General features: G+C 58.9%; 17 protein-coding genes. 9 read left to right on the top strand and 8 right to left on the bottom strand.

Features of this window, described 5'->3' with window-relative positions; all coding sequences use genetic code 11:
• Window position 1: 1 nt before the first annotated feature.
• Window positions 2–1,234: a molybdopterin molybdotransferase MoeA gene (moeA, locus tag I6L58_RS05170; RefSeq protein WP_088207614.1), complete on the bottom strand. Its 1,233-nt coding sequence runs from the start codon at window positions 1,232–1,234 to the stop codon at window positions 2–4.
• Window positions 1,235–1,423: 189 nt separating this feature from the next.
• Here moeA and iaaA point away from each other — a divergent pair, with 189 nt between their 5' ends.
• Genes iaaA through gsiD form a run of 5 tightly spaced genes read left to right on the top strand, consistent with a single transcriptional unit; the run spans window position 1,424 to window position 7,643 of the window.
• A complete protein-coding gene (gene iaaA / locus I6L58_RS05165) occupies window positions 1,424–2,362 on the top strand; it encodes a beta-aspartyl-peptidase (protein WP_006174246.1) in 939 nt (312 codons plus the stop codon).
• 29 nt (window positions 2,363–2,391) lie between these two features.
• On the top strand, window positions 2,392–4,239 hold the full coding sequence (gene gsiA / locus I6L58_RS05160; protein ID WP_390881725.1) for a glutathione ABC transporter ATP-binding protein GsiA: 1,848 nt from the start codon (window positions 2,392–2,394) through the stop codon (window positions 4,237–4,239).
• A gap of 23 nt (window positions 4,240–4,262) precedes the next feature.
• On the top strand, window positions 4,263–5,801 hold the full coding sequence (gene gsiB / locus I6L58_RS05155; RefSeq protein ID WP_088207612.1) for a glutathione ABC transporter substrate-binding protein GsiB: 1,539 nt from the start codon (window positions 4,263–4,265) through the stop codon (window positions 5,799–5,801).
• An 8-nt stretch (window positions 5,802–5,809) separates the two neighbouring features.
• On the top strand, window positions 5,810–6,730 hold the full coding sequence (gene gsiC, locus I6L58_RS05150; protein ID WP_006174252.1) for a glutathione ABC transporter permease GsiC: 921 nt from the start codon (window positions 5,810–5,812) through the stop codon (window positions 6,728–6,730).
• A 1-nt stretch (window position 6,731) separates the two neighbouring features.
• On the top strand, window positions 6,732–7,643 hold the full coding sequence (gene gsiD, locus I6L58_RS05145) for a glutathione ABC transporter permease GsiD (RefSeq protein WP_058610376.1): 912 nt from the start codon (window positions 6,732–6,734) through the stop codon (window positions 7,641–7,643).
• A gap of 58 nt (window positions 7,644–7,701) precedes the next feature.
• On the opposite strand, the gene rimO is transcribed toward gsiD, so the two are convergent.
• A complete protein-coding gene (gene rimO / locus I6L58_RS05140; protein WP_058610375.1) occupies window positions 7,702–9,027 on the bottom strand; it encodes a 30S ribosomal protein S12 methylthiotransferase RimO in 1,326 nt (441 codons plus the stop codon).
• Between the two features lie 216 nt (window positions 9,028–9,243).
• Here rimO and bssR point away from each other — a divergent pair, with 216 nt between their 5' ends.
• Window positions 9,244–9,627 carry a biofilm formation regulator BssR gene (bssR, locus tag I6L58_RS05135; RefSeq protein WP_042319373.1) on the top strand — a complete coding sequence of 128 codons (384 nt, stop codon included), beginning with the start codon at window positions 9,244–9,246 and terminating at the stop codon, window positions 9,625–9,627.
• 107 nt (window positions 9,628–9,734) lie between these two features.
• On the top strand, window positions 9,735–10,853 hold the full coding sequence (locus I6L58_RS05130; RefSeq protein WP_088207611.1) for a PQQ-dependent sugar dehydrogenase: 1,119 nt from the start codon (window positions 9,735–9,737) through the stop codon (window positions 10,851–10,853).
• Here the strand turns inward: I6L58_RS05130 and I6L58_RS05125 are convergent, their stop codons facing one another.
• Window positions 10,854–11,480, bottom strand: a complete 627-nt coding sequence (locus I6L58_RS05125) for a glutathione S-transferase family protein (protein ID WP_088207610.1) — start codon at window positions 11,478–11,480, stop codon at window positions 10,854–10,856. It lies immediately after the preceding gene.
• Between the two features lie 235 nt (window positions 11,481–11,715).
• Between I6L58_RS05125 and dacC the strand changes: the two genes are divergently transcribed.
• A complete protein-coding gene (dacC, locus tag I6L58_RS05120) occupies window positions 11,716–12,921 on the top strand; it encodes a serine-type D-Ala-D-Ala carboxypeptidase (RefSeq protein WP_088207910.1) in 1,206 nt (401 codons plus the stop codon).
• 163 nt (window positions 12,922–13,084) lie between these two features.
• Here the strand turns inward: dacC and deoR are convergent, their stop codons facing one another.
• The 3 genes from deoR to I6L58_RS05105 all read right to left on the bottom strand — a co-directional run bounded on the left by deoR (window position 13,085) and on the right by I6L58_RS05105 (window position 15,255).
• Window positions 13,085–13,843, bottom strand: coding sequence for a DNA-binding transcriptional repressor DeoR (gene deoR, locus I6L58_RS05115; RefSeq protein WP_088207609.1), 759 nt, complete (start codon window positions 13,841–13,843; stop codon window positions 13,085–13,087).
• Between the two features lie 67 nt (window positions 13,844–13,910).
• Window positions 13,911–14,519 (bottom strand): undecaprenyl-diphosphate phosphatase, encoded by a 609-nt coding sequence (ybjG, locus tag I6L58_RS05110; protein ID WP_058610371.1) that lies wholly within the window; start codon window positions 14,517–14,519, stop codon window positions 13,911–13,913.
• A 7-nt stretch (window positions 14,520–14,526) separates the two neighbouring features.
• Window positions 14,527–15,255 carry a phosphatase PAP2 family protein gene (locus I6L58_RS05105; protein ID WP_088207608.1) on the bottom strand — a complete coding sequence of 243 codons (729 nt, stop codon included), beginning with the start codon at window positions 15,253–15,255 and terminating at the stop codon, window positions 14,527–14,529.
• A 167-nt stretch (window positions 15,256–15,422) separates the two neighbouring features.
• Between I6L58_RS05105 and I6L58_RS05100 the strand changes: the two genes are divergently transcribed.
• Window positions 15,423–16,655 (top strand): MFS transporter, encoded by a 1,233-nt coding sequence (locus I6L58_RS05100; RefSeq protein ID WP_088207607.1) that lies wholly within the window; start codon window positions 15,423–15,425, stop codon window positions 16,653–16,655.
• Between the two features lie 36 nt (window positions 16,656–16,691).
• On the opposite strand, the gene I6L58_RS05095 is transcribed toward I6L58_RS05100, so the two are convergent.
• The gene (locus I6L58_RS05095; protein ID WP_042319388.1) at window positions 16,692–17,504 is read right to left on the bottom strand and encodes a Cof-type HAD-IIB family hydrolase; all 813 of its coding nucleotides are present in this window, start codon (window positions 17,502–17,504) and stop codon (window positions 16,692–16,694) included.
• On the bottom strand, window positions 17,494–18,705 hold the full coding sequence (locus I6L58_RS05090) for an MFS transporter (RefSeq protein ID WP_088207606.1): 1,212 nt from the start codon (window positions 18,703–18,705) through the stop codon (window positions 17,494–17,496). Before I6L58_RS05090 ends, I6L58_RS05095 begins: the two co-directional genes overlap by 11 nt.
• Between the last annotated feature and the right edge of the window lie 37 nt (window positions 18,706–18,742).

Here is an 18,742-nt window from a genome sequence, read left to right as displayed (position 1 = left end):
CTTAGCCTCCGAACAGGTGGTTAAAGCGCTCGACCTCAACCCATTCGCCCGCTTCTACGTTGCCGCGCTCGCGCTCCAGCACGATAAAGCAGTTGCCCTGGCTGAAGGAGCTAAAGATGTGCGACCCCTGATGACCCGTAGTGCTCACCTCCAGCTCGCCGTCGGCACCCGCTGCCAGAATGCCGCGCTGGAAATCGAGACGGCCCGGCGACTTTTTCAGACGTGTCGCCGCCCGCACGCGCAGGCGTTCAGGCAGCGGGCGGGTATGGCTGCCAGAAAGTTTGGTCAGCAGTGGGATCACCAGCTGGTAGAAGGTGAGGGCCGCAGAGACCGGGTTGCCCGGCAGGCCGCAGAACCAGCTGTGCTCAAGCTTGCCGAAGGCGAAAGGTTTGCCCGGCTTGATAGCCAGCTTCCAGAAGGCGATTTCACCCAGTTCGTCGAGGATGGTTTTCGTGTAATCCGCTTCGCCAACCGATACGCCGCCGGAGCTGATCACCACGTCGGCGCAGTTATCTGCTTCAATAAACGCCGCGCGCAACCGATCGGGATCGTCAGGAATGATGCCAAGGTTAATCACCTCGCAGCCCAGCTGCTCCAGCATCAGGTGTACCGCCAGGCGGTTAGTGTCGTAAATCTGGCCGTCCTGCAGCGGTTGGCCCGGAAGGCGCAGCTCGTCACCGGTGGAGAACACCGCTACGCGTACCTTGCGAATCACCTCGATGTCGGCAATACCGAGCGAAGCCAGTACCGGCAGTTCGCCAGCCGTCAGCTTTTGCCCGGCGGCAAACACCGTGGCGCCAAGGGTGATGTCTTCGCCCGCGCGACGAATGTTCTGGCCGGCCCTGACGCTGGCGGTAAACCGCACGCCGTCGTCGGTCTGTTCGGTCTCTTCCTGCATCACCACGGCTTCGCAGCCTTGCGGGACCGGCGCGCCGGTCATGATCCGCACGCAGGTGCCTTCAGGCCATTCGCCGCTAAACGGCTGGCCCGCAAATGCTTTACCCGCCACCGGCAGCGCCTTGCCCGTCTGGAGATCCGCCAGGCGCACCGCATAACCGTCCATCGCAGAGTTATCGAACCCGGGCACGTTGAGTGGGGAGACGATATCGCGTGCGGCAATCCGACCGAAACAGCGCACCAGCGGCAGCGATTCTGCGTCTTGCAGCGGGGAAATGCGGTCGAGCATCTGCGTGAGTGCCGTCTCAAGCGGCATCAGTCCGGCGTTAAAATCCATGGGTGGCTCCTGCACAGTAACAACGAAAGCGTCCATTATGGCAGAAAAGTGCCGCTAACAGTATGACCCGATGGGTGTACGCTTTACATCACAGTGGCGTCTTTCTATATTCAAAAATCATCTGAAGTTTCAGCGACGATAATGATATTTATAGAAAAAGCCGCAGGTCTGGCTAACGGGTGATGGGAAATGGTCAAAGCGGTAATCGCGATTCATGGTGGCGCCGGGGCAATCACCCGCGCAATGCTCAGTCCCGAACAGGAAAAGCGGTATATTGACGCGCTTTCTGCCATCGTGGAAACCGGGCAGCACATGCTGGAAGCCGGGGAGAGCGCGCTGGATGTGGTCACCGAGGCCGTGCGTCTGCTGGAGGAGTGCCCGTTATTTAATGCGGGGATTGGCTCGGTGTATACGCGCGATGAGACGCACGAGCTGGATGCCTGCGTGATGGACGGGGTGACCCTGAAAGCGGGGGCCGTGGCGGGCGTGAGTCATCTGCGTAACCCCGTCCTGGCGGCGCGTCTGGTGATGGAGCAAAGCCCGCACGTGCTGCTGACGGGAGCAGGCGCGGAACAGTTTGCCCAGGATTGCGGGATGGAGCGGGTATCGGCCGATCTGTTCTCGACGCCGGCGCGCTACGAGCAGCTGCTGGAAGCCCGTACGGCGGGCATGACCCGGCTCGATCACGATGCGCCGCTGGACGAGCGCACCAAAATGGGCACGGTAGGTGCCGTGGCGCTCGATAAGGCGGGCAACCTCGCCGCCGCCACCTCAACTGGCGGAATGACCAACAAACTACCGGGTCGGGTAGGCGACAGCCCGCTGCCGGGTGCGGGATGCTATGCCAATAACGCGACGGCGGCGGTCTCCTGCACCGGCACCGGTGAGGTGTTTATCCGCGCGCTGGCGGCGTACGACATTACCGCTCTGATGGACTACGGCGGGCTTAGCCTGGCCGAAGCCTGCGAGCGGGTGGTGATGGAAAAACTGCCGGCGCTGGGCGGCGTCGGCGGCGTCATTGCGGTGGATCGTGAAGGCAACGTCGCGCTGCCCTTCAACAGTGAAGGGATGTATCGCGCCTGGGGTTATGCCGGTGACGAACCCAGTACGGGAATTTATCGTGAATAAGGGGGCAAAACGTGCCGCACGCTGAAGCGATGGACAGCCGGGAAGTACTGTCCGTCCATCAACTGAACATTGCGTTCCAGGAGGAGCGGCAGTTCATCCCCGCCGTGCAGAATTTATCGTTTTCGCTGAACCGCGGCGAAACGCTGGCGATTGTCGGTGAGTCCGGTTCCGGGAAATCGGTCACCGCGCTGGCGCTGATGCGTCTGCTGGAACAGACGGGCGGGCAGGTCACCAGCGACAGGCTGCTGCTGCGTCGTCGTAACCAGCAGGTGACGGATCTCAACGCCCTGAGCGCCTCGCAGATGCAGCGCGTGCGCGGGGCGGACATCGCGATGATCTTCCAGGAGCCGATGACCTCCCTGAACCCGGTCTTTCCGGTGGGCGAACAGATCGCCGAATCAATACGCCTGCATCAGGGGCTGAGCGGCGATGAGGCGCTCCTTGAGGCGAAGCGGATGCTTGACCGGGTGCGCATTCCCGAAGCGCAATCGATTTTAGGACGTTACCCGCACCAGCTCTCCGGCGGGATGCGTCAGCGCGTGATGATCGCGATGGCGCTGTCGTGCCGTCCGGCCGTGCTGATTGCCGACGAACCGACCACGGCGCTGGATGTCACTATCCAGGCGCAGATCCTCCAGCTTATTAAAGTGCTGCAGCAAGAGATGGAGATGGGGGTGATCTTTATCACCCACGATATGGGCGTGGTGGCGGATATCGCCGATCGCGTGCTGGTCATGCATCGGGGCCAGGTGGTGGAAACCGGACGCGTGGAGCAGATTTTCCACGCTCCGGCTCATCCCTACACCAAAGCGCTGCTGGCGGCGGTCCCGCGCTTGGGGGCCATGAGCGGCAGCGATTTACCGCGCCGATTCCCGCTGATTATTCAGGGCGAGGAACCGCAACCGGAAGTCGAGCAGGATACCGTGGTGGCGGGCAAGCCAATTCTGGAAGTGCGTAATCTGGTGACCCGTTTCCCGCTGCGCAGTGGCATCTTCAACCGCGTAAAACGCGAAGTGCATGCGGTGGAAAACGTCAGTTTCGACCTCTGGCCGGGCGAGACGCTGGCGCTGGTGGGCGAGTCCGGCTGCGGGAAATCCACCACCGGACGGGCGCTGCTCAGGTTGGTGGCGTCTCAGGAGGGGAGCATTACCTTTAACGGTGAGCGTATCGATACCCTTGCGGACAGCAGGCTGCAGGCGGTGCGCCGGGATATTCAGTTTATTTTCCAGGACCCGTTCGCCTCTCTCGATCCGCGCCACACGGTAGGCTATTCCATTATGGAGCCGCTGCGCGTGCATAACCTGCTCAACGGCGAAGCTGCCCAGCGTCGTGTGGCCTGGCTGCTGGAGCGCGTGGGCCTCAAGCCGGAACACGCCTGGCGTTATCCGCATGAGTTTTCCGGCGGCCAACGCCAGCGCATCTGTATTGCGCGCGCGCTGGCGCTGAACCCAAAAGTGGTGATTGCAGACGAATCCGTCTCGGCGCTGGATGTCTCAATCCGCGCGCAAATCATCAATTTGCTGCTCGATCTTCAGCGCGATTTAGGCATCGCGTTCCTGTTTATTTCTCACGATATGGCCGTGGTGGAGCGGATAAGCCATCGTGTGGCGGTGATGTACATGGGGCAAATTGTGGAGATTGGCCCGCGGCGGGCGGTCTTTGAGAACCCGCAGCACCCCTATACCCGCAAGCTGATGGCGGCGGTGCCGGTTGCCGATCCTGCCCATCGCCACGCCCGGCGCGTGCTCCTGCAGGATGAAATGCCGAGCAATATTCGTAAACGGGGTGAGCACATGGAGCGCGTGGCGCTGCGTGAGGTCGGCCCCGGACATTTTGTGGCCCCCCCGCGCCAGGACAATGCCTTCTCGCGGTTATAACTTACAACAGGCAGGAGAACACCATGGTTAAATTTGTTGCCCGGACAGGGTGGTTAGCCGCGAGCGTGGCGCTGGCACTGGCCGCCGCCCCCGCATTTGCTGCCAAAGATGTGGTGGTCGCAGTGGGGTCTAACTTCACCACGCTGGACCCGTATGACGCAAACGACACCCTGTCACAGGCGGTGGCGAAATCATTCTACCAGGGGCTGTTTGGCCTGGATAAGGATATGAAGCTGAAAAACGTGCTGGCAGAGGGGTACACCGTCTCCGATGACGGGCTGGTGTATACCATTAAGCTGCGCAGCGGCGTGAAGTTCCAGGACGGGACCGATTTCAATGCTGAGGCGGTGAAGGTCAACCTTGACCGCGCCAGCAACCCGGACAACAGCCTCAAGCGGTATAACCTGTATAAAAATATCCGCAGTACCGAGGTGGTGGATCCGACCACGGTGAAAATCACCCTGAAAGAGCCGTTCTCGGCCTTTATCAATATTCTGGCGCATCCGGCGACGGCCATGATCTCCCCGGCGGCGCTGAAAAAATATGGCCAGGAGATCGGCTTTCACCCGGTGGGCACCGGCCCGTACGAGCTGCTGACCTGGAACCAGACCGACTTTGTGAAGGTGAAGAAGTTCGACGGATACTGGCAGCCGGGCCTGCCGAAGCTCGACACCATTACCTGGCGTCCGGTAGTGGACAACAACACCCGCGCGGCGATGCTGCAAACCGGCGAGGCGCAGTTCGCCTTCCCGATCCCCTATGAGCAGGCGGCGATTTTGCAGAAAAACAGCAAGCTGGAGCTGGTTGCCAGCCCGTCCATCATGCAGCGCTACATCAGCATGAACGTGACGCAAAAGCCGTTTGATAACCCAAAGGTGCGTGAAGCCATCAACTATGCCATTAACCGTCAGGCGCTGGTGAAGGTAGCCTTCGCGGGCTTCGCCACGCCAGCAACGGGCGTGCTGCCGCCGTCGATTGACTATGCCCAACAGTACCAGCCGTGGCCTTACGATCCGGCTAAAGCGCGCGAGCTGTTAAAAGAGGCCGGCTTCCCGAACGGCTTTAGCACCACGCTGTGGTCTTCCCATAATCACAGTACCGCGCAGAAAGTGCTGCAGTTCACCCAGCAGCAGCTGGCGCAGGTGGGGATTAAGGCGCAGGTTACCGCTATGGATGCCGGACAGCGTGCGGCAGAAGTGGAGGGCAAAGGCCAGAAAGAGAGCGGGGTGCGGATGTTCTACACCGGCTGGACGGCCTCGACAGGTGAAGCCGACTGGGCGCTGTCGCCGCTGTTTGCTTCACAGAACTGGCCGCCAACGCTGTTTAACACCGCGTTTTACAGCAACCCGCAGGTGGACAAAGACCTGGCCGACGCGCTGAAAACCACCAAACCGGAGGAGAAAGCGCGCCTTTATAAAGAGGCTCAGGACACCATCTGGAAAGAGTCACCGTGGGTCCCGCTGGTGGTGGAAAAACTGGTTTCTGCGCATAACAAAGCGCTGACCGGCTTCTATATCATGCCGGACACGGGCTTTAGCTTTGATGACGCGGATTTAAAATAAGATAACCCATGTTGAATTATGTGTGTAAACGGCTGCTGGGGCTTATCCCGACCCTGTTCATCGTGGCGGTGCTGGTGTTCCTGTTTGTCCATCTGCTGCCGGGCGATCCGGCGCGGCTGATTGCAGGGCCAGAAGCCGATGCGACGGTGATTGACCTGGTGCGCAAACAGCTGGGCCTCGATCAGCCGCTGTATAAACAGTTCCTGCACTACATGGCGAACGTGCTGCAGGGTGATTTTGGTACCTCGATGGTCTCGCGCCGCCCGGTGTCGGAAGAGATTGCCAGCCGCTTCATGCCGACGTTCTGGCTGACCCTTGCCAGCATGGGCTGGGCGGTGCTGTTCGGCCTGGGGGCCGGGATTGTCGCCGCCGTGTGGCGCAACCGCTGGCCGGATAAGCTCGGCATGGCGCTGGCCGTGACGGGGATCTCCTTCCCGGCTTTTGCGCTCGGCATGCTGCTGATGCAGATTTTCTCCGTAGAGCTGGGCTGGCTCCCGACCGTCGGGGCCGATACCTGGAAGCACTATATTCTGCCCTCCCTGACCCTGGGCGCTGCCGTGGCGGCGGTGATGGCGCGCTTTACCCGCGCCTCGTTTGTTGAGGTGCTGAGCGAGGATTACATCCGCACTGCGCGGGCGAAAGGGGTGAGTGAGAAGTGGGTCATTCTTAAACACGGCTTACGTAATGCGATGATCCCGGTGGTGACGATGATGGGGCTGCAGTTTGGCTTCCTGCTGGGCGGCTCTATCGTGGTGGAGAAGGTGTTTAACTGGCCGGGGCTGGGGCGTCTGCTGGTCGACTCGGTCGACATGCGCGATTACCCGGTGATTCAGGCGGAAGTGCTGCTTTTCTCGCTGGAGTTTATTCTTATCAACTTAGTGGTGGATGTGCTTTACGCCGCCATTAATCCGGCCATCAGGTACAAATAAGATGCGATTGTTGAACTGGCGACGTCAGGCCATTTTAAACGCGATGCCGGGGGTGAAACCGGACCATATCCGCACCCCGTGGTTCGAATTCTGGCGGCGTTTTCGCCGTCAGCCCGTGGCGATGGCGGCGGGGCTGTTCGTGCTGCTGCTGATCGCGGTGGCGATCCTCGCCCCGTGGATCGCCCCCTTTGATGCGGAAAACTATTTTGATTACGACCGCCTGAACGACGGGCCGTCGATGATGCACTGGTTTGGCGTTGATTCCTTGGGGCGCGATATTTTTAGCCGCGTGCTGGTCGGAGCGCAGATTTCGCTCACCGCCGGGGTGTTTGCCGTGCTGATTGGCGCGGTTATCGGAACGGTATTAGGCCTGGTTGCCGGGTATTACGAAGGCTGGTGGGATCGCATCATCATGCGCGTGTGCGACGTGCTGTTTGCCTTCCCGGGCATTCTGTTGGCTATTGCGGTGGTCGCCATTATGGGCAGCGGCATGGCGAACGTGATCATTGCGGTGGCCGTGTTTTCCATCCCGGCCTTTGCACGCCTGGTACGCGGCAATACGCTGGTGATTAAGCAGCAGACCTTTATCGAGTCGGCGCGCAGCATGGGGGCCAGCGATGCCACGATCCTGTTCAGCCATATTCTGCCGGGCACGGTGTCGTCTATCGTGGTCTATTTCACGATGCGTATCGGGTTGTCGATTATTTCGGCGGCCAGCCTGTCGTTTCTGGGGCTGGGCGCGCAGCCGCCCACGCCGGAGTGGGGCGCGATGCTCAACGAAGCCAGGGCGGATATGGTGATTGCCCCCCACGTCGCCATCTTCCCGAGTCTGGCGATCTTCCTGACCGTGCTGGCGTTTAATCTGTTAGGGGATGGACTGCGCGACGCGCTGGATCCGAAAGTGAAAGGGTAATTCGAGAGGGATTGTGATCCCCTCTCCCGGTGGGAGAGGGGCAGGGTAAGGGCAGAAATTACACCCGGCTTCCCCACAGGTCATACTCGTCGGCGTTTTCTACTTTCACGCGAATGATATCACCCGGTTTCACGTTGGTTTCGCCGTTCAGGTAGACCGCGCCGTCGATTTCAGGGGCGTCCGCCATGCTGCGGCCAATGGCGCCTTCTTCGTCCACCTCATCGATAATGACCAGCACTTCACGGCCCACTTTCTCCTGCAGACGTTCGGCGGAGATCTGCTGTTGCAGCTGCATGAAACGGTTCCAGCGCTCCTCTTTTACCTCTTCCGGCACCTGATCTGCCAGTTCGTTAGCGGTCGCGCCGTCCACCGGGCTGTATTTGAAGCAGCCTACGCGATCCAGACGGGCTTCTTTCAGGAAGTCGAGCAGCATCTGGAAATCTTCTTCGGTTTCGCCCGGGAAGCCAACGATAAAGGTCGAACGCAGGGTCAGGTCCGGGCAGATCTCACGCCACTGCTTGATGCGCGCCAGCTGGCGGTCAACGGAGCCAGGGCGTTTCATCAGCTTCAGAATGCGCGGGCTGGCATGCTGCAGCGGAATATCCAGGTACGGCAGAATTTTGCCTTCCGCCATCAGTGGGATCACATCGTCAACGTGCGGATACGGGTAGACGTAGTGCAGACGCGTCCAGATACCCAGTTTCGCGAGCTGTTCACACAGGCCGACCATGCTGGTTTTCACCGGTTCGCCGTTGTGGAAGCCTGAACGGTGCTTGACGTCAACGCCATAGGCGGAGGTGTCCTGCGAAATCACCAGCAGCTCTTTCACGCCAGCATCGGCCAGACGTTTAGCTTCGGCCAGCACCTCGCCAATCGGACGGCTCACCAGATCGCCACGCATGGACGGAATGATGCAGAAGGTGCAGCGGTGGTTGCAGCCTTCAGAAATCTTCAGGTAGGCATAGTGGCGTGGGGTCAGCTTCACGCCCTGTTCCGGCACCAGGCTCAGGAACGGATTGTGCTTTGGTTTTGGCACATAGTGGTGCACATGTTCCAGCACCTGCTCGTAGCTGTGCGGACCGGTGATCTCAAGAACCTTCGGGTGCACTTCGCGGATTTGATCCACTTTGGCACCCAGGCAGCCGGTCACAATCACTTTACCGTTTTCCGTCAGCGCTTCACCAATGGCTTCGAGCGACTCCTGAACCGCGCTATCGATAAAACCGCAGGTATTCACAATCACCATGTCAGCGTTGTCGTAGCTTGGCACCACGTCATAGCCTTCGGTACGAAGTTCGGTCAGGATGCGTTCAGAATCCACCAGGTTTTTCGGGCAGCCGAGGGAGACGAAGCCAATCTTCGGCGGGTGCGTAACATTGCTCATAGGTTAAAAATTCATCAATTATGGAGTTATCAGGGCGGGATTTTACAGCGTATCGCGGGCGATTTATACACTCTTTGCGGGGCAGATGACGCTCCCGAACGTTGTTACATTGTAAAGAATGTTAATCAGTTACGATTTATTGATCTCATACATTACATTGTACAAAAAATAACCTTATGCTCATTATGCAACATGGCTGACAGAGGAGGAAAAAGCATGTCCGTTGACAGACTGAAGCGCGATCTGCTGAACAAGCTGATCAATGCCCGCATCGACCTTGCCGCCTATCTGCAGTTAAGAAAAGCGAAAGGCTATATGTCAGTCAGCGAAAGCGAACATCTGCGTGATAATCTGTTTGAACTGTGCAATTTCATGCGTGAAAAAGCCCCGATCCTGAAAATGGAGTACGACGAGAGCGAACTGATTGCCCTGCGTCGTGCCGCCGAAATGCTCACCGCAGCAGGGGTATGCCTGATGACCGGACGTCATGACTGCCCAACGTTTATCGCCGTTAACGCAGAGAAGCTCGAAAACTGCCTGACTACGATCTCGCTATGCATTATGTGTCTGAACGAGCACGCGAAGCTCGAACAGCACTAAGCCCCGGGGGAGGCAACTCCCCCTTCTGATTAAGCTTTTGTTAAAGTGGTAACGCGCCCGGGCGTTGTGGCTAATCTTTATGCCATATGCTGATAAAGGAGCGCGTTATGCATCGATCCTCGCTGATTTTTCTCCCTGCGTTATTTTTCCCCGTCTCGCTCCTGGCTGCGCCCAGTGCGGTTAAGGTTGAGGTGCTGCAAAACCGACTCGATCACCCCTGGTCGATGGCCTTTCTGCCCGACAACAAAGGCCTGCTTGTCACCCTGAAGGGGGGCCAGCTTAAGCACTGGCAGGCCGGGAAGGGGTTATCCGATCCCATCGTCGGTGTGCCAAAGGTATGGGCGAACGGTCAGGGGGGACTGCTGGATGTAGTGCTGGCCCCGGATTTTGACACATCGCGCCGGGTGTGGCTGAGCTACGCCGAAGCGGGTCAGGACGGAAAAGCGGGCACGGCGGTGGGCTACGGCAGGTTGAGCGACGATCTTTCGCGCATTGAAGCCTTCCAGGTGGTCTTCCGCCAGATGCCGAAACTCTCCACTGGTAACCATTTTGGTGGCCGACTGGTGTTTGACGGTAAAGGTTATTTATTCATCGGCCTTGGCGAGAACAACCAGCGCGCAACGGCGCAGGATCTCGACAAACTGCAGGGCAAAGTGGTTCGCCTGACCGAAGAGGGTAAAGTCCCGCCTGATAACCCCTTTGTGAACACCGCCGGCGCACGGCCTGAAATCTGGTCCTATGGCATTCGCAACCCGCAGGGCATGGCGATGAACCCGTGGAGCGACACGCTGTGGCTTAATGAGCACGGCCCACGCGGCGGAGATGAGATTAATATCCCGGAAAAAGGCAAAAACTACGGCTGGCCGCTGGCTACGCACGGTATTAACTATAGCGGCCTGAAGATCCCGGAGGCCAAAGGCGAGCACGTCGAAGGCACGGAAAAACCGCTGTTCGTCTGGAAAGTCTCCCCCGCGGTAAGCGGCATGGCGTTCAATAACAGCGACGTTTTCCCGCAGTGGAAAAACAGGCTGTTCATCGGGGCGCTGAAAGAGAAAGACGTTATCGTGCTGAACGTTGATGGCAACAAGGTGACGGAAGAGGGACAGATCCTGGGGGACAGAGATCAGCGTATTCGCGACGTGCGCGTCGGGCCGGATGGTTATCTGTACGTCCTGACCGACGAGACGGACGGGCAACTGCTGAAAGTCAGCCCGTCCGGCGGGTGATCAGCTTACCGGGATCATCACGGTTTTACGGTACGCCGGGCGCTCGCTGAGCTGCGCGAGCCAGCGCTCAAGGTGCGGGCGCGGCGTCCATTTAAGCCCCAGGTTGGTCAGGTTCCAGACGAACGGCGCAACGGCAATGTCGCCTGTGCCAAAGGCATCGCCGGAGAACCAGGCGTGTTGAGAAAGCTCCTCGTCCATCATGGCGAACAGCCCTTCGCAGGCATCCTGCGCGGCGTGAATGGCAGGATAATCGCGCTCGGGTTCTGGCGTGCGCACAAGGCCCATCAGGATCACGCGGTGGGTCGGGGAGAGCGTCTGGTTCGCCCAGTCCATCCATTTTTCTCCCTGCGCACGGCTGGCGGGGTTTTCAATCCACAGACGGCTCTGGCCGTACTGGGCGGCCAGATACCGCACGATAGTATTCGACTCCCAGAGCGTGACGCCGGTCTCTTCGTCGCGCAGCAACGGCACCAGGCCATTCGGGTTCATGGCGAGATACTCGGCCTCTTTATTCACCCCAAACTGTAAACCTGCCATCACCTGCTCAAACGGTAAATCCAGCTCTTCCAGCGTCCACAGAACTTTCTTCACGTTGGTCGAGTTGTTCCTGCCCCACAGCGTAATCATTGTTATTCCCCAAATAGTCAAACCTGAGAGTCGCCATGGTGAGATAAACCTAACAATTACGCAACAGAAGAGAAAAAAATCCCGTGAATCGAAGCGTATCCGTCGGGTATTGCATAAACTTTAAAAACTTTACCTGGTTGAGGTTTCCTTAACAGTTGTAGTGCGCTATTACTCATCGCTTGTTGCGACACGGTGATGTGACGTAATTTTTAGAATGGACACTCGGGTGGCATTTATGACGCTAAAAACTTCTTCTCTGCGCAGCCTGGCGGCGGGCTCTGCGCTTCTTTTCCTTTTTGCACCCACGCTCTATGCGGCGGAACAGGCGGCGCCCGAAGCGCCTCCGGTTGATGCGCGTGCCTGGATCTTAATGGATTACGCCAGTGGTAAAGTGCTGGCGGAAGGGAACGCCGACGAAAAACTGGATCCTGCCAGCCTGACCAAACTGATGACCAGCTATGTGGTGGGTCAGGCGCTGAAGGCCGGAAAAATTAAGCTCGATGACATGGTGACCGTCGGGAAAGACGCGTGGGCAACCGGTAACCCGGCGCTGCGCGGTTCATCGGTGATGTTCCTGAAACCGGGCGATCGGGTATCGGTTTCCGACCTGAACAAAGGGGTGATTATCCAGTCAGGTAACGATGCCTGTATAGCGCTGGCGGATTACGTGGCGGGCAGCCAGGACTCCTTTATCGGCCTGATGAATGGCTATGCGCAAAGGCTGGGTCTGACCAACACCACCTTCAAGACCGTTCACGGTCTGGACGCGCCGGGGCAGTTCAGTACCGCGCGTGATATGGCGCTGCTGGGCAAAGCACTGATCCACGACGTGCCGGAAGAGTACGCCATCCACAAAGAGAAAGAGTTTACCTTCAATAAGATCCGCCAGCCGAACCGTAACCGTCTGCTGTGGAGCAGCAACGTGAACGTCGACGGCATGAAGACCGGGACGACGGCAGGTGCGGGTTATAACCTGGTGGCATCCGCCACACAGGGCGATATGCGCCTGATTTCAGTCGTGCTTGGCACCAAAACCGACCGCATTCGCTTTAACGAATCGGAAAAACTGCTGACCTGGGGCTTCCGCTTCTTCGAAACCGTCACGCCAATCAAGCCGGATGCGACGTTCATCAGCCAGCGCGTCTGGTTTGGCGATAAGCGCGAAGTGAATCTTGGCGCGGGCGAAGCGGGTTCGGTGACCATTCCTCGCGGTCAGTTGAAAAACCTGAAAGCCAGCTATACCCTGACCGATCCGCAGCTGACCGCGCCGCTTAAAAAGGGCCAGGTTGTCGGGACGATTGATTTCCAGCTGAACGGTAAATCCATTGAGCAGCGTCCGCTGATCGTCATGGAGGCGGTCGAAGAGGGCGGCTTCTTCAGCCGGATGTGGGACTTTGTATTAATGAAATTCCACGGATGGTTTGGCAGCTGGTTTAGCTAAGTGTTTGCCGGGTGGCGTTGCGTTAACCCGGCCTGCATCGGCTCGAACCCAGGCCGGGTAAGGCGAAGCCGCCCCCCGGCGAACCAGAGTGCGTTGCGGCCTGATGGCCTGACCCCAACCCTCTCCCACAGGGAGAGGGGGAAAGCACGCACCCGGTAAAACCTCAATACATCAACTTCACCTGCTGCGTTTTCGCGCAGGCCACGATGTCATCATCCGGGCGGCAGTCGCTGACGATGGCGTCAAACTGTGCCAGCTCGCCCATTCTCGCCGGGCGCACCTTGCCAAATTTACTGTGATCCACCACCAGCACGTGGTACTGCGCTGCATTGAGCGCCCAGTGCTTCACCGGCAGTTCCTCCAGGTTAAAGCAGGTCGCCCCCTGGCGCACATTGACGCCCGCCGCGGAATAAAACGCGATATCCGGGCATACATTACTCAGCGTGTCGTGCAGGTTAAGCGGCTTGAAGATGGCGTTGCTGGCATGGAACTCGCCGCCGCAGAGGATAACCCGGCACTCGGGTTTCTCCTGTAACGCCAGAAAGGTGTTCAGGGAATAACAGACTGCCGTGAAGGGGATGGCGCTGTCGATGGCTTCGATGATCCACGGCGTGGTGGTGCCACAGTCAAAAAACAGGGTTTGATGCGGCTGGACCAGGGAGGCGGCAAGCCGTGCGGCCCGGCGTTTCTCTTCAACCAGACGCGTTTTTTGATCGCTTATCAGATAGTGGCTGGCGCTGCGGGGTTCCAGGACAATGTACCCGCCCAGCAGCACCACGGGCGCGCTGTTGCTGTTCAGGTCACGACGAATGGTCATCTCTGAAACGCCAAGCAGCGTGGCGGCCTCTTTGAGATGCAGCTTATCACTGCGCTTCAGCGCCTGTAGCAGCTGGGCTATGCGGTCATCGCGGCGTGTTTCCATAGATCCTCGGGCTGAAAAAGTGAACCCCCGCAGGGCGGGGGTTCAAGTGTAACCTGTCAGCGCGGGGTTAGTCACGTATCCAGCCTTTACGGATCGGCAGCGCGAAGAGGGTGCGGTACACCCCAGACAGCCCGCGATGCAGCGCCGGACCAAAGAGACTCCAGAGAATAGCCGCGCTGACGCAGCCAATCAGCCCGACCAGGAACCCGCCGACCATATCCAGCGGCCAGTGAACGCCAAGATAGACGCGAGACCAGGCGATAGCGAGCGCCATGGCCATCAGCAGCGCACCGGACCACAGGCGATGCCAGAACAGGAACGCCAGCGCAAAGGTGAAGATCACCGTGCCGTGGTCGCTCGGGAAGGAGTCGTCCGGGGCGTGATGCAGGAAGTTATAGCCGACGTGGTCGACAAACGGACGGTCGTGCGGGAAGGCGTGGCCGAGCAAATAGCTTGTCACCACGCTGACGCCGATAGCCATCGCCACTTTGATCACCAGCTGGCGCTGCGCATCGACCTGCTTGCGCGGCCCCCACAGCCACAGAATAACGGCCAGCGCGGGCACTATGCTTATCACATCGCGCGCGATAAAGGTGGCAAAATCGATCATCCACGCCGGGGAAGCGGGGGTGGCGTTAATCAGATAGAACAGACTGTAATTTAGATTTTCTAACATACCCTCGTCACTCTTTTGCAAACCAGGTAGAAACCAGCCCGTAGACGGCCACCTGAGAAAACCAAACCCACCACCCGGCCCACAGGTTGTGAGAGAAAAAATGCGCGCCGCGCATAACCTGCCCGTAGCCCATCGCCAGCCCGGCAATCACGCCCAGTGCGACACAGGCCCAGGCCAGTCGCGGACGTTCGCGCCAGAAGGCAAAAAACAGCCCCATCAGCATAAAGCCGCTCGATGCATGCCCGCCGGGGAAACAGCGCCCGGGGCCGCTGCCCTCAGGCACCGCGCTAAACAGCGGGTACGAAAGCGCTTTTCCGCCGTACTCCACCAGGTCCCACGGGCAGCTGTGGTGGCTTATGCTTTTCAGCGCACCGACCACCAGCGCACCCAGCCCCATCAGCAGGGCGGCAGTGACCAGCCGGGTATTGCGTCGCCAGGCCCCGATAATCAGCGCCAGCGCGCCAGCCGCAATCGCAATGTATTTCGCCAGCCTGTGGTTGAGCAGATCCAGCAGGTGATTTTGCTGTAGCGGAAAACCGTGTGTCGCCGCGTCATACCAAAAGCCGGTGATCCATTTGTCGAGCGTTTCATCGCGAGACAGCCAGATAAACAGCACCGCGAGGATTAACAGCACGAAAAGCTGATAACCATAAAAGCGTACCGGTAATCGGTAAAGGGATTTAGTCTTATCTGTCTGTAAGTTAGATAATTCTGAAGGGCTGACGCCGTGTGCCATAGTCAAGGTCATTAACGGGAAAAAAGGCTATCTTAAAGGGGGCAACTTAAGGAAACCTTAAACGACAACGATACGTGCTTTATTTCTGTTTCGTCTCGATTATTTACTATCTCAGGCTGCGGCAATTCATTACACTCATCGCGATTTTTTCTTTATAAAGAGATGGCATGTTAAACCGTTCTTCTTCCGGTAACCGTCTGGGTCGTCAGGCGTTACTTTTCCCTCTGTGTCTGGTGCTCTACGAATTCTCTACCTATATTGGCAACGATATGATCCAGCCCGGGATGCTCGCCGTTGTCGAACAGTACAACGCAGGTATTGAATGGGTGCCGACCTCCATGACCGCCTATCTGGCTGGCGGCATGTTTTTGCAGTGGCTGCTGGGGCCGCTGTCGGATCGTATTGGCCGCCGTCCGGTGATGTTGACCGGCGTGGTGTGGTTTATCGTGACCTGCCTCGCCACGCTGCTCGCGCAAAACATCGAGCAATTTACCCTGCTGCGCTTCCTGCAGGGGGTGAGCCTGTGCTTTATCGGCGCGGTGGGCTATGCCGCCATTCAGGAATCGTTTGAAGAGGCGGTCTGTATCAAAATTACGGCGCTGATGGCTAACGTCGCGCTGATTGCGCCGCTGCTCGGGCCGCTGGTGGGGGCGGCGTGGGTACACGTTGCACCGTGGGAAGGCATGTTTGTGCTTTTCGCCTTGCTTGCCGCCATCTCCTTCTTTGGCCTGCACCGCGCCATGCCCGAAACCGCTACGCGCCTGGGGGAGAAGCTCTCCCTGAAAGAGCTGGGCCGGGATTACAAACTGGTTCTCAAGAACGTTCGCTTTGTGGCGGGTGCGCTGGCGACGGGCTTTGTTAGCCTGCCGCTGCTGGCGTGGATTGCCCAGTCACCGGTCATTATCATCAGCGGCGAGCAGCTCAGCAGCTACGAGTATGGCCTGTTGCAGGTGCCGATTTTTGGCGCGCTGATTATGGGTAACCTGGTGCTGGCCCGCCTGACCGCGCGCCGCACCGTGCGGTCGCTGATCGTTATGGGCGGCTGGCCGATTGCGGCAGGGCTGATCGTGGCGGCGGTTGCAACGGTTGCGTCCTCCCATGCCTACCTGTGGATGACGGCGGGGCTGAGCATTTATGCCTTCGGGATTGGCCTGGCGAACGCCGGTCTGGTGCGTCTGACGCTGTTTGCCAGCGAGATGAGTAAAGGCACGGTGTCCGCCGCAATGGGCATGTTGCAGATGCTGATCTTCACCGTGGGAATTGAAGTGAGCAAGCACGCCTACGCTTTCGGCGGCAATGGGCTGTTCAGCCTGTTCAACCTCGCGAACGGTCTGCTGTGGGTGGGGCTGATGGTGGTATTCCTGAAAGATAAACGCGTCGGCAGCGCGTTACAGCCGTAAGCGAATTGCCCTCTCCGTGCAGGAGAGGGCCTCAACTCAGTTAAACGGCGCTTCCCCGTTCAACGCTTTTTCAATGATATCCAGCACGCCTTCTTCGTTGTTGTTCGGGGCTTCGTAGCGGGCGACGGCCTTGATGTGCGGTCCGGCATTGGCCATTGCAAAGCTGTAGCCCGACTGGCGCAGCATTTCCACATCGTTGCCGCTGTCACCAAAGGCCAGCACTTCGCTGTCCTCAATGCCCCAGCGCTGTTGCAGGATCCGCAAACCATTCGCCTTGTGCACGCCCGGGATAATCAGGTCGATACTGCCGTGGCCGGTGGTCACCGGCACCATAATGTCGTTGAGCTTTTCATGCAGCAGGGCCTGAATGCGCGGGATCTCGTCATCGGAGACGTTAAGCCCGAACTTGAAGAAGATATCGTTCAGGTTGCCAAAATGGCTGACCTTCTCCAGACGGTGATAGTATTTCGCCGCGATGTCGTGGAAGGCGTCGTCATACTCTTTTAGCGTATAGGCGCTGCTTTTTCCGCAGGCGATAATCTCAATCCCCACGACGTCGTTAAGCACGGCGGCGACGGTATCAAAGTGTTCTTTCGACAGTTCGCCGTTGAAGACATCTTCCCCGGCGCAGACGACCCAGCCGCCGTTCTCGGCCACAAAGGCAATCTCATGGGCGATCTCCGGGAAAAAGGAGATCAGCTGGTAGTATTGATTCCCGCTGGCCACCGCAAAGCGGATGCCCTGAGCTTTCATACGCGCATACTGCGCCAGAAAACGCGGCCGGTTATAGGTTTTGGCATCGCTCAGGAAGGTTCCATCCATGTCTACTGCAATCAGCTTAACGCTCATATCCATTCTCCAGTGTCTGTTCTGCTTCCGGTTTTGCGACCGCACGCGCCACCAGTGCGGCAATAATCACCAACCCTAACACCACCAGCATCGCGCTGCGCAACCCGTAGTGCTCACCCAGGAAGCCGAGCAGCGGCGGCCCGACCAGGAAGGCAAGATAGCCGGTTGTCGCCACCACGCTGACCCGCGTTGGCGCGTCCGGGCCGGTATCGCTGGCGGCAGAAATGGTCAGCGGGAAGCCGAGCGAGGCGCCCAGGCCCCAGAGGATAACCGAGACACCGGCAATCCAGTCGACATCCACAAAGATGATCATCGCAATGCCTAACCCGCCCAGCAGGGCGCTGGCGCAAACCACCGCCACGCGGCTGTAACGGTCGATAAACCAGCCGCCGGTAAAGCGCCCGACCGTCATGCCGAGCGTAAATCCGGCATAAATCAGCGAGCCGGAGGTGGGGCTGAAGCCGTGACCGTCAACCATCAGCAGCGGCAGCCAGTCGTTGGCGGAGCCTTCGGCGAAGGCCATGGCCAGCACCACCACGCCGATGAGCATGAGCTGAATATCGCGATAGAACGGCAGCCCTTTCGCCGCAGATTTTTGCTCCCCGGTCGAGTTCTTGCCCGTACCGTCGGGTATGGCCCGGATGCCGGTCAAAATGGGGATAATGCATACCAGCGCCGCCAGCAAAATATGCAGATTCGCCGCAATGCCAAACGCCGTCAGCGCCATGCCAACGCCCGCGCCCGCCAGCGTGCCGAGGCTGTAAAAGCCGTGCATCATCGGCAGCACCGTTTTGTTCACTTCGCGCTCAACGGCTGCCCCCTCGACGTTGATCGCCACTTCCGCCGCGCCGAAGCTGCCGCCAAAGACCGTCAACCCCAGCGCAAACATCAGCGGAGAAGCAAACCACAGCGCCACGCTCAGGACCACCATGCCCAGCACCGCGCAGCACATGGTGGTGCGGATCACCGCCCGCGTGCCAAAGCGCTTCACCAGCCAGGCGGAGCACAGAATACCGCTCATGGAACCAATCGACAGACCGAACAGTACGATGCCCATCTCCGCGGTTGAGACGGATAAGATGTCGCGGATAGCGGGCGTACGTGTCGCCCAAGAGGCCATCAGCAGCCCGGGAATAAAGAAGAACATAAACAGCGCCCACATGCGTAGCTGCAGGGCTTTACGAGGGGAGGTCAGCGTCATTGGGTTAGCACCAGAAGTACAACAATAGCGACAACAC

It is taken from the genome of Enterobacter cancerogenus (genome assembly GCF_019047785.1).
GTDB lineage: Bacteria > Pseudomonadota > Gammaproteobacteria > Enterobacterales > Enterobacteriaceae > Enterobacter > Enterobacter cancerogenus.
Note: the sequence above shows the minus strand (reverse complement) of the source record. Positions and strands in the feature narration are given on the sequence as shown.

Coding starts and splice junctions, on each gene's coding strand:
- I6L58_RS05125 (WP_088207610.1), bottom strand. CDS start 11,480: ATGATTACGCTGTGGGGCAGGAACAACTCGACCAACGTGAAGAAAGTT.
- I6L58_RS05100 (WP_088207607.1), top strand. CDS start 15,423: ATGTTAAACCGTTCTTCTTCCGGTAACCGTCTGGGTCGTCAGGCGTTA.
- gsiB (WP_088207612.1), top strand. CDS start 4,263: ATGGTTAAATTTGTTGCCCGGACAGGGTGGTTAGCCGCGAGCGTGGCG.
- rimO (WP_058610375.1), bottom strand. CDS start 9,027: ATGAGCAATGTTACGCACCCGCCGAAGATTGGCTTCGTCTCCCTCGGC.
- bssR (WP_042319373.1), top strand. CDS start 9,244: ATGTCCGTTGACAGACTGAAGCGCGATCTGCTGAACAAGCTGATCAAT.
- gsiC (WP_006174252.1), top strand. CDS start 5,810: ATGTTGAATTATGTGTGTAAACGGCTGCTGGGGCTTATCCCGACCCTG.
- iaaA (WP_006174246.1), top strand. CDS start 1,424: ATGGTCAAAGCGGTAATCGCGATTCATGGTGGCGCCGGGGCAATCACC.
- gsiA (WP_390881725.1), top strand. CDS start 2,392: ATGGACAGCCGGGAAGTACTGTCCGTCCATCAACTGAACATTGCGTTC.
- I6L58_RS05095 (WP_042319388.1), bottom strand. CDS start 17,504: ATGAGCGTTAAGCTGATTGCAGTAGACATGGATGGAACCTTCCTGAGC.
- dacC (WP_088207910.1), top strand. CDS start 11,716: ATGACGCTAAAAACTTCTTCTCTGCGCAGCCTGGCGGCGGGCTCTGCG.
- I6L58_RS05105 (WP_088207608.1), bottom strand. CDS start 15,255: ATGGCACACGGCGTCAGCCCTTCAGAATTATCTAACTTACAGACAGAT.
- I6L58_RS05090 (WP_088207606.1), bottom strand. CDS start 18,705: ATGACGCTGACCTCCCCTCGTAAAGCCCTGCAGCTACGCATGTGGGCG.
- ybjG (WP_058610371.1), bottom strand. CDS start 14,519: ATGTTAGAAAATCTAAATTACAGTCTGTTCTATCTGATTAACGCCACC.
- moeA (WP_088207614.1), bottom strand. CDS start 1,234: ATGGATTTTAACGCCGGACTGATGCCGCTTGAGACGGCACTCACGCAG.
- gsiD (WP_058610376.1), top strand. CDS start 6,732: ATGCGATTGTTGAACTGGCGACGTCAGGCCATTTTAAACGCGATGCCG.
- I6L58_RS05130 (WP_088207611.1), top strand. CDS start 9,735: ATGCATCGATCCTCGCTGATTTTTCTCCCTGCGTTATTTTTCCCCGTC.
- deoR (WP_088207609.1), bottom strand. CDS start 13,843: ATGGAAACACGCCGCGATGACCGCATAGCCCAGCTGCTACAGGCGCTG.